Source organism: Bradyrhizobium sp. MI1.10, assembly GCF_055811035.1.
Genome location: NZ_JBVVPN010000014.1, coordinates 1 through 15,502, shown reverse-complemented (window position 1 = coordinate 15,502; position 15,502 = coordinate 1). Strand labels below are relative to the sequence as shown.

At 63.5% G+C, this 15,502-nt stretch carries 14 protein-coding genes; 10 read left to right on the top strand and 4 right to left on the bottom strand.

The genetic code is table 11. From position 1 onward, the window contains the following. Nucleotides 1-221 precede the first annotated feature (221 nt). From AC0L3K_RS16350 to AC0L3K_RS16335, 4 genes are read left to right on the top strand one after another with little or no spacing between them, the layout of a single operon-like run. The gene (locus AC0L3K_RS16350) at nt 222-548 is read left to right on the top strand and encodes an ArsR/SmtB family transcription factor (RefSeq protein WP_007595691.1); all 327 of its coding nucleotides are present in this window, start codon (nt 222-224) and stop codon (nt 546-548) included. After that, entirely contained in the window at nt 545-976 is a 432-nt protein-coding gene (locus tag AC0L3K_RS16345; protein ID WP_007595695.1) for an SRPBCC family protein, read from the top strand. Before AC0L3K_RS16350 ends, AC0L3K_RS16345 begins: the two co-directional genes overlap by 4 nt. 45 nt (nt 977-1,021) lie before the next feature. Next, on the top strand, nt 1,022-1,240 hold the full coding sequence (locus AC0L3K_RS16340) for a hypothetical protein (RefSeq protein ID WP_007595696.1): 219 nt from the start codon (nt 1,022-1,024) through the stop codon (nt 1,238-1,240). 2 nt (nt 1,241-1,242) lie between these two features. Continuing rightward, nucleotides 1,243-1,689 carry a DUF1801 domain-containing protein gene (locus AC0L3K_RS16335; RefSeq protein ID WP_354127281.1) on the top strand — a complete coding sequence of 149 codons (447 nt, stop codon included), beginning with the start codon at nt 1,243-1,245 and terminating at the stop codon, nt 1,687-1,689. Between the two features lie 229 nt (nt 1,690-1,918). Here the strand turns inward: AC0L3K_RS16335 and AC0L3K_RS16330 are convergent, their stop codons facing one another. The 4 genes from AC0L3K_RS16330 to AC0L3K_RS16315 all read right to left on the bottom strand — a co-directional run bounded on the left by AC0L3K_RS16330 (nt 1,919) and on the right by AC0L3K_RS16315 (nt 7,641). Further along, on the bottom strand, nt 1,919-3,454 hold the full coding sequence (locus AC0L3K_RS16330; protein ID WP_007595700.1) for a SpoVR family protein: 1,536 nt from the start codon (nt 3,452-3,454) through the stop codon (nt 1,919-1,921). Further along, the gene (locus AC0L3K_RS16325; protein ID WP_198288307.1) at nt 3,451-4,728 is read right to left on the bottom strand and encodes a YeaH/YhbH family protein; all 1,278 of its coding nucleotides are present in this window, start codon (nt 4,726-4,728) and stop codon (nt 3,451-3,453) included. Before AC0L3K_RS16325 ends, AC0L3K_RS16330 begins: the two co-directional genes overlap by 4 nt. Before the next feature lie 19 nt (nt 4,729-4,747). Continuing rightward, the gene (locus AC0L3K_RS16320; RefSeq protein ID WP_007595704.1) at nt 4,748-6,691 is read right to left on the bottom strand and encodes a PrkA family serine protein kinase; all 1,944 of its coding nucleotides are present in this window, start codon (nt 6,689-6,691) and stop codon (nt 4,748-4,750) included. Between the two features lie 299 nt (nt 6,692-6,990). Next, entirely contained in the window at nt 6,991-7,641 is a 651-nt protein-coding gene (locus tag AC0L3K_RS16315; RefSeq protein ID WP_473366356.1) for a hypothetical protein, read from the bottom strand. A gap of 308 nt (nt 7,642-7,949) precedes the next feature. Here AC0L3K_RS16315 and AC0L3K_RS16310 point away from each other — a divergent pair, with 308 nt between their 5' ends. From AC0L3K_RS16310 to AC0L3K_RS16285, 6 genes are read left to right on the top strand one after another with little or no spacing between them, the layout of a single operon-like run. Continuing rightward, the gene (locus tag AC0L3K_RS16310) at nt 7,950-10,799 is read left to right on the top strand and encodes a bifunctional transaldolase/phosoglucose isomerase (protein ID WP_473366355.1); all 2,850 of its coding nucleotides are present in this window, start codon (nt 7,950-7,952) and stop codon (nt 10,797-10,799) included. A 13-nt stretch (nt 10,800-10,812) separates the two neighbouring features. Beyond that, nucleotides 10,813-11,811: a phosphogluconate dehydrogenase (NAD(+)-dependent, decarboxylating) gene (gene gnd, locus AC0L3K_RS16305; RefSeq protein ID WP_007595714.1), complete on the top strand. Its 999-nt coding sequence runs from the start codon at nt 10,813-10,815 to the stop codon at nt 11,809-11,811. Between the two features lie 28 nt (nt 11,812-11,839). After that, nucleotides 11,840-13,351 carry a glucose-6-phosphate dehydrogenase gene (zwf, locus tag AC0L3K_RS16300; protein WP_219685522.1) on the top strand — a complete coding sequence of 504 codons (1,512 nt, stop codon included), beginning with the start codon at nt 11,840-11,842 and terminating at the stop codon, nt 13,349-13,351. A gap of 5 nt (nt 13,352-13,356) precedes the next feature. After that, nucleotides 13,357-14,100: a 6-phosphogluconolactonase gene (gene pgl / locus AC0L3K_RS16295; RefSeq protein WP_473366354.1), complete on the top strand. Its 744-nt coding sequence runs from the start codon at nt 13,357-13,359 to the stop codon at nt 14,098-14,100. Then, entirely contained in the window at nt 14,087-14,617 is a 531-nt protein-coding gene (locus AC0L3K_RS16290; RefSeq protein WP_026232661.1) for a gluconokinase, read from the top strand. Before pgl ends, AC0L3K_RS16290 begins: the two co-directional genes overlap by 14 nt. Nucleotides 14,618-14,651: 34 nt before the next feature. Continuing rightward, complete coding sequence (locus tag AC0L3K_RS16285; protein WP_219685524.1) at nt 14,652-15,464, top strand: HAD family hydrolase; 813 nt, start codon at nt 14,652-14,654, stop codon at nt 15,462-15,464. The last annotated feature ends 38 nt before the right edge of the window (nt 15,465-15,502 follow it).

Sequence of the window (15,502 nt, the reverse complement as noted above, 5' to 3'; positions counted from 1 at the left end):
CGGCCCATCCCCCCGTGGTGGGTGTGGCTGGGGTTCCGGTTGTGTACCAATCCCACACCCCCGATGAGGAGAGAGCCCCCACCCGGCGCTGCGCGCCGACCTCTCCCGCAAGCGGGAGAGGTAAGAGGAGTTTGCGGGATCGCTTCCACACCACTTCCCACTTGACACATCCATAACTCCACGGTTATGAATATACCCATAACTTACAGGTTATGGATTACATGCCCGCCGCCGCTCACGACCTTCTGTTCAGGACGCTCGCCGACCCCACCCGTCGGGCGATCTTCGAGCGATTGTGCCGCGAGGGCGAACAGACGGTCGGGGCCCTGACGGCACTGTCGGGCGTGTCCCAGCCGGCGGTCTCAAAACATCTCGGCGCGCTGAAGCAGGCTGGCCTCGTGCGCGACCGGCATCAAGGACGGCAGACGCATTACAGCGCCCAGCCCGGCGCGCTCAATCCGCTGATCGACTGGACCAGCCAGATGGCCGGATTCTGGCAGAACCGGCTCGACGCGCTCGACGATCTCCTGAAGAGGATGGACCAATGAACGAATCCGCGACCGAAACCCGATCTGTCGTCGTCGAGCGCGAATTTGCCTTTCCGGCAGAGCGGATCTGGCGCGCGCTGACGCAGCCGCATCTGATCGAGGAATGGCTGATGAAGAACGACTTCAAGCCGAACGTGGGCCACCGCTTCAACCTTCGCGGCGAATGGGGCGGCGTGCTGGACTGCGAAGTCCTCACCATCGAGCCGCAGAAGACGCTCGCCTACACCTGGAATTTCTCGCACGAGGACGCGGCGTTCGATCTCAAGAGCGTCGTGACCTTCACGCTGACGCCGACGGGCGCAGGCACTCATCTGCGTGTCGAGCAAGCGGGCTTCAGCCCGGCGCAGAAGCAGGCATTTGGCGGCGCGCATGCCGGCTGGAAGCAGTTTCTCACCAAGCTGGACGAGCTGCTGGCCAAGGCAGACTAGCTCGGCCGCCGGCCTTCATTTCGATCATCTCAAGAGGAGGTTTCATTGACCGGAAATATGTGGATTCGACAGATCCATCGCTGGCTGTCGATTGCTTTCACGCTGGCCGTCATCGCCAACATCGTCGCCCTGACGATGCAAGTCCAGGCGACGTGGATCGGCTTGCTCGCCTTCGTCCCATTGATCCCGTTGCTTGCGACCGGGCTCTACATGTTCGCGCTGCCATATCTCGGCCGCGGCCGCGGCGCCCGACAAGAGGCGTGAGCATGAAGAAGGCCGTGACCGCGAAAACCAGCAGCGCGATGAAGACGAATGGCGCTTCGCCATCCAGAATGATCGACGGCAGGATCAAGGAGCTCGGCGACTGGCGCGGCGACATGCTCGGGCGAATCCGCGGCCTGATCAAGGAGGCCGACCCTGATGTCGTCGAGGAATGGAAGTGGCGCGGCGTTCCGGTGTGGGAGCACGACGGCATCATCTGCACCGGCGAGACCTACAAGGCCGTGGTGAAGATGACCTTTGCCAAGGGCGCCGCGCTGGACGATCCCGCCGGCCTGTTCAACTCGAGCCTCGACGGCAACGTGCGCCGCGCGATCGATATTCGCGAAGGCGACAAGATCAACGAGAAGGCGTTGAAGGCGCTGATCCGCGCAGCCGTGGAGCTGAATGCGTCGAAAGCCAAGAAGAAGCCGGCGAAGAAGCGATCGACTTAGAGCACGATTGATTCACGTTGATCGCTTTAGCAGCCGCGGACTGGCTGCAACCTCTCCCGCTTGCGGGAGAGGTCGGCGCGTAGCGCCGGGTGAGGGCTCTATCCTCTGGGGGAATCCCGCTGCGGAGACACCCTCTCCCCACCCCTCCCCCGCAAGCGGGGGAGGGAGCGCAGCTCCCTGGCAGAAGCCACAAGGCTAATCTCATCGCGCTCCGGAAGCTGCCCCGCCCTCACGCCACCGCCGAGATCGGCCGCGGGCTCACGACGTATTCGCGCAGCACCTTGTCGTTGGAATCGACCTCGATCAGTGCGACATCGTAGGTCCAGAGATCGGCGAGATGCTGGAGCACGCGCTTGGCGTCGGTCTCGTTGAGCTGCGCGCCCTTGATGACATGGTGATGCAGGATCAGCCGCCGGTCGCCGGAGAGATCGACGTCGACCACCTCGATATTCGCGTCGATGTAGCCGACATCGTGCTGCCGTGCCAGCTCGCGCCGGACGCGGCGGAAGCCGCGCTCGTCGTGAATGGCGTCGACCCGGATGCCGGCGCGCTCCTCGGGATCGTCATGCAGGTGGAACATGCGGAGATGCCGCATCAGCTTCGGACTCAGGAACTGGGCGATAAAACTCTCGTCGCGGTAATTGGCCCAGACGTCGCGCAGCACGCCCATCACGTCGTTCTTGCCGGCGATGTCCGGGAACCACTCGCGGTCCTCGTCTTCCGGCCGGGTGACGATGCGCTCGATGTCCTGCATCATGGCGAAGCCGAGCGCATAGGGATTGAAGCCGGAAAAGCGCTGGTCGTCGAATTCGGGCTGGAACACGACGTTGGTGTGCGACTGCAGGAATTCGAGAAAATTGCCGTCGCTGATGCGGCCCTGCTGATGCAGCTTGGTCATGATGCGATAGTGGACGTAGGTCGCCGTCCCCTCGTTCATCACCTTGGTCTGGCTCTGCGGATAGAAATATTGCGCGATGTGGCGGACGATGCGCAACAGCTCGCGCTGCCAGGGGGCCAGCCGCGGCGCGCTCTTCTCGAGGAAATACAGCAGGTTTTCCTGCGGCAGGCCGAGCAGCTTGCGGCGCCGTTCGACGCTGAGCGCGGACCGGGTCTTGCTCTTTCCCGCCGGCACGGTGCGCCAGAGGTCGTTGAAGACCTCCTCCTCATGCTGGCGGCGGCGCCCTGCCCGCTTCTCTTCGGCGCGGAGATCGAGCTTCTTCTTGCCGGGATAGCGGTCGATCCCATGCGACATCAGCGCATGCGCGGCATCGAGGGTGCGCTCGACCTCGACGCGGCCGTAGCGATCCTCGCATTGCATGACGTAGTTCTTGGCGAAATCCAGATAGTCCAGGATGCCGTCGGCGTCGGTCCACTGCTTGAACAGATAGTTGTTCTTGAAGAAGTGGTTGTGGCCGAAGGCGGCGTGCGCGATCACCAGGGTCTGCATCGTCGCCGTGTTCTCCTCCATCAGGTAGGAGATGCAGGGCGAGGAGTTGATCACGATCTCATAGGCAAGTCCCATCAGGCCCTTGCGGTATGAGGCCTCGTGATACGCGAAGTGCTTTCCGAATGACCAGTGCTTGTAGAACAGCGGCATGCCGACCGACGAATAGGCGTCCAGCATCTGCTCGGCGGTGATGACTTCGATCTGGTTCGGATAGACGTCGAGCCCGAGATCTTTCGTCGCCACCTCCTCGCAGGCATCCGTGATGCGCTGCAAGGTGTGAAAATCCCAATCGGCGCCTTCGAACAAGCGTTCTGTCATGGAGCGGCTTTCTCCTGGGCAGTGTCGCGGCGCTGAAACAGATCGTGGAAGACCGGAAAAATCTCGCTGCGCTCGCTGACCTTGCGCATCGAGAGCGGTGCGCCGCTGTTGCGCAGGCGCTCGTAGAGAGTCCAGAGCGAGGAGTCAGACAGATCGAAAGCGCTGCCGCCGGACTCGCCGACCTCGAGATAGGCAAAGAACTGGCAGACCGGCAGGATCTTGTCGGTCAGCAGCATGCCCGCGAGCTCGCCGTCGGAATAGGAATTGTCGCCGTCGGAGGCTTGGGCGGCGTAGATATTCCAGTCCGACGGGCTGAAGCGTTCGCGCACGATCTCGTGCATCGCCTGCAGCGCGCTGGAGACCAGCGTGCCGCCGGAAGCCGGGCCGTAGAAGAAGGTCTGCTCGTCCACCTCCTCGGCGCGATCGGTGTGGCGGATGAAGACGATGTCGACATGCTTGTAGCGGCGCTTCAGGAACACGTAGAGCAGCATGTAGAAGCGCTTGGCGAGATCCTTCATGTGCTCGGACATCGAGCCCGACACGTCCATCAGGCAGAACATCACGGCCTGGGCAACGGGCTTGGGCACCGTCTCGAAGCGGCGGTAGCGGATATCGAGCGGATCGATGAAGGGAATGCGCTTGGACTTCGCCTTCAGTTTTTCGAGCTGGGCCATCAGCACCAGACGCTCGTCCTCGTCCGCGCAGGCGGCGATGGCGGCTTCCAGCTCTTCGATCTCCTCCTTGCTGGGACGCTTGAGCGCGATACGGCGCGCCAGTGCGCGCCGAACCGTCCGGCTCACCGAGATGTTGGATGGCGAGCCCGACGTGGTGTAGCCGGCGCGCTGGATGCCCTCGCTCTCGGTGTGCGCGATCTTGCGCTTGGCAAGGTCGGGCAATTCGAGATCGTCGAGAAAGAGATCGACGAATTCGTCGCGGCTGAGCACGAAACGGAAGGCGTCCTCGCTGTCGCCTTCGCCCGGTCCGGAATCCTTGGCGCTGCCCTGGCCCGAGCGCTGGAGGTAGTCGCCCTCGATGAACTTCTTGTTCCCGGGCAACACCATGTCGCGCGTTCCGCCGTCGCGGCGGAAACGCGGCTCATGCATGCCGTCGAGCGGAATGGTGACCTCGCCACCCTCCAGGACGTCCTTGATGTCGCGTTCCTGCGAGGTCTTCTTGACGGCGCCCTGCACCAGGGATTTGGCCCGACGCAAGAACCGCTGCCGGTTCTCGAGACTCTTGCCGCCTGGATTCAGGCGCCTGTCAATAATGTGAATCGGCACTTTTCCATCCGCCTCAACCGGCCTGCTTCACGCGCATGTACCATTCGACGAGCCGGCGAACCTGACGCTCGGTGTAGCCGCGCTCCACCATGCGTGCGACGAACTCGCCGTGCTTCTTCTCCGTCTCGCCGTCCTTCTTCGACCCGAAGGAGATGACCGGAAGCAGGTCCTCGACCTGGGAGAATATCCGCTTTTCGATCACATCGCGAATCTTCTCGTAGGAGATCCAGGTCGGATTCTTGCCGCCGTTCTGGGCGCGCGACCGTAACGAGAATTTGACCACCTCGTTGCGGAAATCCTTCGGATTGGCGATGCCCGCCGGCTTCTCGATCTTGGTCAGCTCCTGGTTCAAAAGCTCGCGATCCAACAGCTGGCCAGTGTCGGCGTCCTTGAAATCCTGGTCCTCGATCCAGGCATCGGCGTAGTCGACGTAGCGGTCGAACAGGTTCTGGCCGTAATCCGAGTAGGATTCGAGATAAGCCTTCTGGATCTCGTTGCCGATGAACTCGGCATAACGCGGTGCAAGGTCCGCCTTGATGAATTCGAGGTAGCGCTTCTCGACTTCCTCGGGCAGCTGCTCGCGCTTGATCGATTGCTCCAGCGCGTACATCAGATGCACGGCGTCGGCGGCGACTTCCTGCGGATCGTGGTTGAAGGTCGCAGCCAGGATCTTGAAGGCAAAGCGGGTGGAAACACCGTCCATGCCCTCGTCGACGCCGGCGGCATCGCGATATTCCTGGACGCTGCGCGCCTTCGGATCGGTCTCCTTCAGGCTCTCGCCGTCGTAGACCCTCATCTTGGCGTAGGTCGTGGAATTTTCGTGCTTGCGCAGGCGCGACATCACCGAGAACCGCGCCAGCGTTTCCAGCGTCGCGGGCGCGCAAGGCGCGGCCGCGAGCTCGGAGCCCTGGATCAGCTTCTCGTAGATCTTCTGCTCCTCCGTGATCCGCAGGCAGTACGGCACCTTGATCACGCAGATGCGGTCGATGAAGGCCTCGTTGTTCTTGTTGGCCTTGAAGCTCGACCACTCGGCTTCGTTGGAGTGCGCGAGGATGACGCCGGTGAACGGAATCGCGCCGATGTTCTCGGTGCCGATGTAGTTGCCTTCCTGCGTCGCGGTGAGCAGCGGATGCAGCATCTTGATCGGCGCCTTGAACATCTCGACGAACTCGAGCACGCCTTGGTTGGCGCGGTTGAGGCCGCCGGAATAGCTGTAAGCGTCGGGATCGTTCTGCGCGTAGGTTTCGAGCTTGCGGATGTCGACCTTGCCGACCAGAGAGGAGATGTCCTGGTTGTTCTCGTCACCCGGCTCGGTCTTGGCGATGCCGATCTGGCGCAGCCGCGACGGCTGGATTTTTGCGACACGAAACTGGGAAATGTCGCCGCCGAAGGCTTCCAGCCGCTTGTAGCACCACGGGCTCATCAGGCCGGTGAGACGGCGGCGCGGAATGCCGTATTTCTCTTCCAGCATCGGGCCGAGCTGATCCGGATCGAACAGGCTGAGCGGACTTTCGAACACGGGCGAGAGCTCGTCGCCAGCCTTGAGCACGTAGATCGGATGCACTTCCATCAGCGACTTGAGCCGCTCGGCGAGCGAGGATTTGCCGCCGCCGACCGGACCGAGCAGATACAGGATCTGCTTGCGCTCTTCGAGGCCCTGCGCCGCGTGACGGAAGAAACCGACGATGCGCTCGATGGTTTCTTCCATGCCGTAGAAGCCGGCGAAGGCCGGATAGGTGCGGATCGTGCGGTTCAAAAAAATACGGCCAAGGCGTGGGTCCTTGGCCGTGTCAATCGTCTGGGGCTCACCGATCGCTGCTAGCAGTCGTTCGGCCGCGTTCGCGTATTTCATGGGATCGCTTCGACACGATTCCAGATATTCCGCCATCGACATGTCGTGTTGGCTTCTCGCCTCGAACGACTTAGCGAAAGCGTTGAATAGAGAATCGTTGTACATGATCCCTCTCCGCGTGAGTTCCGCTACACAATTGAACGAAAGCAGCGACCGGACCGTTCCTTAGCGCCACTCTCGAATCAGCGTGAGCACATGACGATCATTCGACACCCGGGCGCCTTCTCGGCGCAACGCACAACGTAGGCACAGGGTGAGTTACGAACAGGCACCTGCCTGATATTTGAGCGAATCTTTGTCTATATTGGCTCATTTCCAGAAAATGTCACTCGCTCGCAACATCCGGGCGTTACCGGGGATGCGTTCATCCGGCCTCGCATCATAGCGGTCTGCGAACGGCGATCTTATGACGCTTGTGCGGCGAAGCCTTGCGTGCCGCGTTCATCTTCCTGCTGCAATGCGGTGCGCGGACCGCCGGCAGCGTGATAGTCGCGGCAAGCGCGCAGCAGTGTATCAAAATCGGTCGCCAGGCCCTCCGACCGGATGACGATGCGATCGTCCCTCACGCAGCGGGCCAAGCCGCGGATGCTGCAGAGCTGCCGCTGCAAGGCCGGCGTCGGCGTCAGCACGATCACCTTGCGCCCGCGGCGTTCTTCAGCCGAAATCTCCGCGATAGAGTCCCACAGCAGAAATTCATTGCCAATGCGGAGATCGCGGATGCCATAGGGGGTGACGATCACCACCGCTCCCCGCTCGGCGGGGAGCATCCAGATCAGCCGACCGGTCATCACGGCGAACACCACCACGCCGGCAGAGCCGACCGTCGCGTCGTAATCGCCAAAAGCGCTCGACCAGCCCAAGGCGAGCGTTGCGCTGAGCAGCGTCATGGCGAAGCCCGCTACGACCAGCAGCCGCGTTTGGGTCGTACACGGACCGATTTCGAGATCGTGGGACGCATCGACGCATCCGGTCGACGTGACCGACTGGAGGCTGTCTGTGACAGCGAGCGCCAGACGGTCATGATGTGCTTGCATGCTTTCCCCCAGCATGGCCATTCGCGACCGAGCCACGATGCATCAGCCGGACCGGAATCCGCTGATGAGTACTCCGCGCAGCCGCTAGCGGCGAGGCGAGACAGCTGGCGTTACACAACAAGGGCCCGACCGATTCCTCACGGCCAACGACCTTTTTACGCAACTCGGCTCCCTTACGCGGATCGCCATGATCGCGACGGAGTTACACTGGAGGATATGACGCCCATACCCTTGATTGGTTCCCTCAAGGAAGCATGTAAGCTAGAGGATAGCGCGTCAGGACCGGCGCGGAAACCCCTCGCCCGCAGGCTTGGAGATAAATTAGCATCATGAATCCCGTCAAAGAACTGGAAAAGCACGGACAAGCCGTCTGGCTGGACTTCCTGGCCCGCGGCTTCATCGCCAAGGGCGACCTGAAGCGGCTGATCGACACCGACGGCGTCAAGGGCGTCACCTCCAACCCCTCGATCTTCGAGAAAGCGATCGGCAGCTCGGACGAGTACGACGCGCCGATCGGCAAGGCGTTGAAGCGCGGCGATCGGTCGGTCGCCGACCTGTTCGAGGCCGTCGCGGTCGAGGACATCCAGAACGCCGCCGACGTGCTGCGCCCGGTCTACGACCGCCTCAAGGGTGGCGACGGCTATGTCAGCCTTGAAGTCTCGCCCTATCTGGCGATGGACACCGCCGGCACGGTCACCGAGGCGCGGCGGCTCTGGAAGGACGTCAACCGCAAGAACCTGATGGTGAAGGTGCCGGCAACGCCGGAGGGCCTGCCGGCGATCGAGACCCTGATCGGCGACGGCATCAGCATTAACATCACGCTGCTGTTCTCCAAGGCAGTCTACCTTCAGGTCGCCGAGGCCTATCTCGCGGGCCTGGAGAAATACGTCGCCGGTGGCGGCGACCCCTCGCATGTCGCGAGCGTGGCCAGCTTCTTCGTCAGCCGCATCGACAGCATGGTCGACAAGCAGCTCGGCGAGAAGATCGCTCGCGCCAACGATCCGTCCGAGAAGGAGCGGCTGGCCGCGCTGAAGGGCAAGGTCGCGATCGCCAATGCCAAGGTCGCCTATCAGGATTACAAGCGCCTGTTCTCAGGTCCCCGCTGGGACAAGCTCGCCGCCAAGGGCGCCAAGCCGCAGCGCATGCTGTGGGCGTCGACCGGCACCAAGAACAAGGATTACAGCGACGTCCTCTATGTCGAGGAGCTGATCGGCCCCGACACCATCAACACCGTGCCGCCGGCGACGCTCGACGCATTCCGTGACCACGGCAAGCCGCGCGACAGCCTTGAAGAAAACCTCGACGACGCCCGCCGCGTGCTGGAAGAGCTGGAGCGCTCCGGCGTCTCGCTCGATGCCATCACAGAGGAGCTCGTCAAGGACGGCGTCAAGCAGTTCGCCGACGCTGCCGACAAGCTCTATGGTGCGGTCGCCCACAAGCGCGCCACCGTGCTCGGGCCCGCGATCGACCGCCAGCTGCTCTCGCTCGGCGACGGTCTCGGCAAGGCCGTGGCCAAGAGCACCGAGGAATGGCGCGCGTCGGCCAAGATCCGTAGGCTGTGGCAGCGCGACAAATCGGTCTGGACCGGCACTGACGAGGACAAATGGCTCGGCTGGCTCGACAGCGCCGCCAAGGCCGATGTTGCCGACTATGAGGACTATGCCAGTCGCGTGAAAGGCCAGAAATTCTCCGACGCCGTCGTGCTCGGCATGGGCGGATCAAGCCTCGGGCCGGAGGTGCTGGCCGAGACCTTTGGCAAGAAACCCGGGTTCCCGAAGCTGCACGTGCTGGATTCCACCGATCCGGCGCAGGTGCGGGCGATGGAGGCCAGGATCGACATCGCCAACACCGTGTTCATCGTCTCAAGCAAGTCCGGCGGCACCACCGAACCGAATGCGATGAAGGATTATTTCCACGAGCGCGTCACGCAGGCGGTCGGGCCGAAGGTCAAGACCGGCCATCGCTTCATTGCGGTCACCGATCCCGGATCGTCGCTGGAGAAGGCGGCGAAGACTCTGAGCTATGCGCGCATCTTCCACGGCGAGCCCTCCATCGGCGGACGCTATTCGGTGCTCTCGCCGTTTGGCCTGGTGCCGGCGGCAACCGCGGGCATCGATATCAAGACCTTCGTCAAGCATGCGCTTGCCATGGCCCGCTCCTGCGGACCGGACGTGCCGCCAGCCGAGAACCCTGGCGTGCAGCTTGGCCTTGCCATGGGCCATGCAGCGCTCGAAGGCCGCGACAAGGTGACGATCCTGTCGTCGAAGAGGATCGCCGATTTCGGCGCCTGGGCCGAGCAGCTCATCGCGGAATCGACCGGCAAGGATGGCAAGGGTCTGATCCCGATCGACGGCGAGCCGCTGGGCGAGCCTGCGGTCTACGGCAATGACCGGCTCTTCATCGACATCCGTATCGAGGGCGAAGCAGACGCCGCCCATGACTCGCAGCTTGCTGCGATCGAAGCGGCCGGTCATCCCGTCGTGCGCATCGTGATGAAGTCGATCGACCATCTCGGCCAGGAGTTCTTCCGCTTCGAGATGGCAACGGCGGTGGCGGGCAGCATCCTCGGCATCAACCCGTTCGACCAGCCGGACGTGGAAGCGGCCAAGATCAAGACCCGAGAGCTCACCGCGTCATTCGAAAAGACCGGCGCGCTGCCGGCCGAGCAGCCGGTGGTCAGCACCAATGAGGCCGATCTCTACACCGACGAGACCAACGCCGCGGCCCTGCGCGCCGCCGGCGCCAACGGCGACCTCACCTCATGGCTGAAGGCGCATCTGTCGCGCTCCAACCATGGCGATTATGTCGCCCTGCTCGGCTACATCGCGCGCGACAAGGCGACGATCGACGCACTCCAGACCATGCGGCTCGAAGTGCGCGAGAAGCGACATGTCGCAACCTGCGCCGAGTTCGGACCGCGTTTCCTGCACTCGACAGGACAGGCCTACAAGGGCGGCCCCGACAGCGGCGTGTTCCTCCAGATCACCGCCGACGATGCCAGGGACCTGCCGGTGCCGGGCCAGAAGGCCAGCTTCGGCGTCATCAAGGCCGCGCAGGCGCGCGGCGACTTCGACGTGCTCACCGAGCGCGGCCGGCGCGCGCTGCGGGTCCACCTGAAGGGCGGGCTCAAGAAGGGTCTCGCGGCGCTCAATGCCGCGCTCAACGACGCACTGAACTAAGGGAATTCCTCAAATGCAACTCGGCATGATCGGCCTCGGCCGGATGGGCGGCAACATCGTTCGCCGCCTGATGCGCCACGGCCATTCGACCGTGGTCTACGACAAGGACGCCAAGGCCGTCGCCGGCCTTGCCGCAGACGGCGCGGTCGGCTCGGCGACGCTCGAAGAGTTCATTGCGAAACTGGAGCGGCCCCGCGCGGCGTGGGTGATGCTGCCGGCCGGCCACATCACCGAGACCACGATCGACACGATCGCGGGCGCGATGCAGGAAGGCGACGTCATCATCGACGGCGGCAACACGTTCTGGCAGGACGACGTCCGCCGCGGCAAGGCGCTGAAGCAGCGCGGCATCCACTATGTCGACGTCGGCACCTCCGGCGGCGTCTGGGGCCTCGACCGCGGCTATTGCATGATGATCGGCGGCGAGAAACAGGTGGTCGATCGGCTCGATCCGATCTTCGCCGCGCTCGCGCCCGGCGCCGGCGACATTTCGCGCACGGAGGGACGTGAGGGCCGCGATCCCCGCATCGAGCAGGGCTACATCCATGCCGGCGCCGTCGGCGCCGGGCATTTCGTCAAGATGATCCACAACGGTATCGAATACGGCCTGATGCAGGCCTATGCCGAAGGTTTTGACATCCTCAAGAACGCCAACATCGAGGCCTTGCCGGCGGATCATCGTTACGATTTCGATCTCGCCGATATCGCCGAGGTGTGGCGGCGTGGCAGCGTGATCCCGTCCTGGCTGCTCGATCTCACCTCGACGGCGCTCGCCGATAGCCCGGCGTTGACGGAATATTCCGGTTTCGTCGACGATTCCGGCGAAGGACGCTGGACCGTGAACGCGGCGATCGACGAGGCCGTGCCGGCCGAAGTCCTGACCGCGGCGCTGTTCGCACGGTTCCGTTCCCGCAAGGAACACACCTTCGCCGAGAAAATTCTCTCAGCGATGCGAGCCGGCTTCGGCGGCCACAAGGAGCCGAAGCAGCCGGCTGCTTCGAAGCCGAAATAGCAATTAGCAGAGCGAAGGCCAATAGTTCGTGACAAAAGACCCGCAAGCCAAGCGCAAGCCGGAAAATTGCGCCTTCGTCATCTTTGGTGTCACCGGCGACCTCACCCATCGGCTGGTGATGCCATCGCTCTACAATCTGGCGGCCGAGCATCTGTTACCGGAAAAGTTCTGCGTGGTCGGCGTCGCCCGCCGGGGCCAGTCGGACGACGAGCTGCGCGACAGCCTGTTGAAGGGCTTGCGCCAGTTCGCAACCCGGCCGGTGGACGACGACATTGCCAAGAAGCTGCTGGAATGCGTGACCTTCGTCGAAGCCGACGCAAAGGATCCGCCATCCTTTGATCGCCTGCGCGAGCATCTGGATTCCCTGGAATGCGCGCAGGACACCGGCGGCAACCGGCTGTTCTACCTGGCGACCCCGCCGGCCGCGTTCGCGCCGACCGCGCGCGAGCTCGGCCGCACCGGCATGATGAAGGAGAACGGCGCGTGGCGGCGGCTGGTGATCGAAAAGCCGTTCGGCACCGACCTCGCCTCCGCGCGCGCGCTGAATGGCGAGCTGCTGAAGATCATGGACGAGCACCAGATCTACCGGATCGATCACTATCTCGGCAAGGAGACAGTGCAGAACATCCTGGTGCTGCGCTTTGCCAACGGCATGTTCGAGCCGATCTGGAATCGCAACCATATCGACCACATCCAGATCACGGTGGAGGAAAAGCTCGGCGTCGGCCATCGCGGCGGCTTCTACGATGCCACCGGCGCGCTGCGCGATATGGTGCCGAACCATCTGTTTCAGCTGATGTCGCTGGTCGCGATGGAGCCGCCGGCGCGTTTCGATGCCCATTCCGTGCGCTCCGAGAAAGCCGAGATTCTGACCTCGATTCAGCGCCCGAGCGAAGAAGAAGCGCTGAAGAGCTCGGTGCGCGCCCAATATCTGTCGGGGCGCATCGGCGACGATGAGATCCCGGACTATCGCAAGACCGAGGACGTCAAACCCGGCAGCACCACCGAGACCTATGTCGCGCTGAAACTGATGATCGACAATTGGCGCTGGGCCGGCGTGCCGTTCTATTTGCGGACCGGCAAGGCGCTCGGCCACAAGCGCACCGAGGTCGCGATCAAGTTCAAGCAGGCGCCGCTGTCGATGTTCTCAGGCACGGCTGTCGATCGCCTCTCCCAGAACTTCCTCACGATCGGCATCGCACCGACGGAGACCATCGAGCTCCAGTTCAACGCCAAGATCCCGGGGCCGAGCGTCACCATCGACGGCGTCGAGATGAAGTTTCGCTATGGCGACTATTTCCGGGCCGATCCCTCGACCGGCTACGAGACGCTGATCTACGACTGCATGATCGGCGACAACATCCTGTTCCAGCGCGCCGACGGCATCGAAGCCGGGTGGCAGGCGGTGCAGCCGTTCCTGGACGCCTGGAAGAACGCGGGCAGCAACGGCATCGAGACCTATCAAGCCGGTAGCGACGGCCCCGCCTGCGCCGATGAATTGCTCCGCCGCGACGGCCGAAGCTGGCGTAAGTTTTCGTGACGGCGATGGCCGGACAGCCGAAGCTGATCGTCGCGGCCGACGCCGAGGCTCTCGCCCGGGCCGCGGCCGAACGGGTGATGGCGCGAATCGCGGCCAATCCCGGGCGCATCGCGATCTGCCTGACCGGCGGCTCCAGCCCGAAGAAGCTCTACCAGCTGCTGGGCAGCGACGCCTGGCGCGAAAAAATCCCGTGGGAGCGCGTGCACTGGTTCATCGGTGACGAGCGCTTCGTGCCCGAAAGCGATCCCCTCAACAACATGGCGGTCGCGCGCGCGACCTTTCTCGATCGCAACGCGCCCTCCGGCCATGTTCACCCGATCCCGACGACGGCTGACACCCCCGATCAGAGCGCCGAGGCCTATGCGCGCGAGCTGCAGGCTTTCTACGGCGCGGAAAGCCTGGATCCGGCACGGCCGCTGTTCGACATGGTTTTGATGGGCGCAGGCCCGGACGGCCACACCGCTTCGCTGTTCCCGGGCTATCCTGCAATCGAGGAGACGCGACGCTGGGTGGTCGGCGTCCCCAAGGCCAATGTTGCCCCCTTCGTGCCGCGGGTCTCGCTCACCCTGCCCGCGCTGGCGTCATGCCGCGAAATGCTGTTCGAGATAGCGGGGCATGACAAGCAGCCGATCTTGACGCGCCTGCTCAATGGCGAGACTTTGCCGGCTGTACGCGCGCGCTCGAATGGCGAGACCGTCTGGCTGGTCGACCAGGCCGCGCTTCCGGAGGGAATACGTGGCGGGCGTTGAAGCACCTTGTGCATTGATCGTGATGGGCGTGTCGGGTTCGGGCAAGAGTACGGTTGCAAAAGCGCTGGGCGAGCGCCTCGGCTGGCGCTTCGAGGACGGCGACAGCTTTCATCCCGCCAGCAATGTCGAGAAGATGCGGGCCGGCCATCCCCTCACCGATGAGGACCGCTGGCCCTGGCTCAATGCCATTGCCGACGAGATCGCGCGGGTCTGTGACAAGGGCGAGCACGTCATCATCGCCTGCTCGGCGCTGAAGCATACTTATCGGGACGTGCTGCTGCGCGGACGCGACGACGTCCGCTTCATCTTCCTGAGGGGCACGAAGGAGCTGATCGCCGCACGCCTGGCGCAACGCAAGGGGCACTTCATGCCGCCCGGCCTGCTGACGAGCCAGTTCAACACGCTGGAGCCGCCGGAGGCTGGCGAGCACGTGATCACCGTCTCGATCGACGAATCCGTGGAAGCGATCGTGGACGGCGCGGTGCGGCAGTTGAAACTGGGCGGCGCGAAACGCTGAGGCCAAACACCCAAGAAACACCCAAGGGACCGTCATGACAAAAATCTCGCTCGTCGTCTCCGACGTCGACGGTACGCTGCTGACCAAGGACAAGACGCTGACCGACCGCGCGAGGTCCGCGGTGCAGCGTCTGCACCAGGCCGGCATCGGTTTCACGATTACGTCGAGCCGCCCCGCGATCGGCATGCGCTTCCTGATCGAGCCGCTGGCGCTCTGGCTGCCGGTCGGCCCGTTCAACGGCTCCTCGATCGTCGACCCCGAGATGAATCCGGTCGAGCAGCATCTCATCCCTGCCGGCGCGGCCGAGCGAAGCTTGCAAATTCTCCGGGACTTCGGCGCCGACATCTGGCTGTTCACCACCGACAAATGGCTGATCGACAGGCCTGATGGCCAATACGTCGCTCACGAGCAACATACGATCCGCTCCGATCCGACCATCATCGCGGATTTCTCGCCGTATCTCGCCAGCGCCTGCAAGATCGTCGGCGCCAGCGCCGATGCGGCGGGCCTCGAGCATTGCGAGAAGGCGATGCAGAAGGCGCTCGGCAGCGAGGCGATGGCCGTGCGTTCGCAAACCTATTATCTCGACATCACCCCGCCCGGCTTCGACAAGGGCACATTCGTGCAAGCCATGGCCAAGCGCCTCGGCATTTCAACCGACGCGGTCGCCACGATCGGCGACATGCAGAACGACCTCGCGATGTTCCGCGTCAGCGGCACCTCGATCGCGATGGGCAATGCGGCCGACGACGTCAAGGACCAGGCCACCCACGTCACCGCGTCCAACGAGCAGGACGGTTTTGCGGAGGCGATGGAGATGATTTTGAAGCGGAACGGGAGCGGGTAGACGGGCCGGCTGGTTTCACCTCTCCCGCCTGCGGGAGA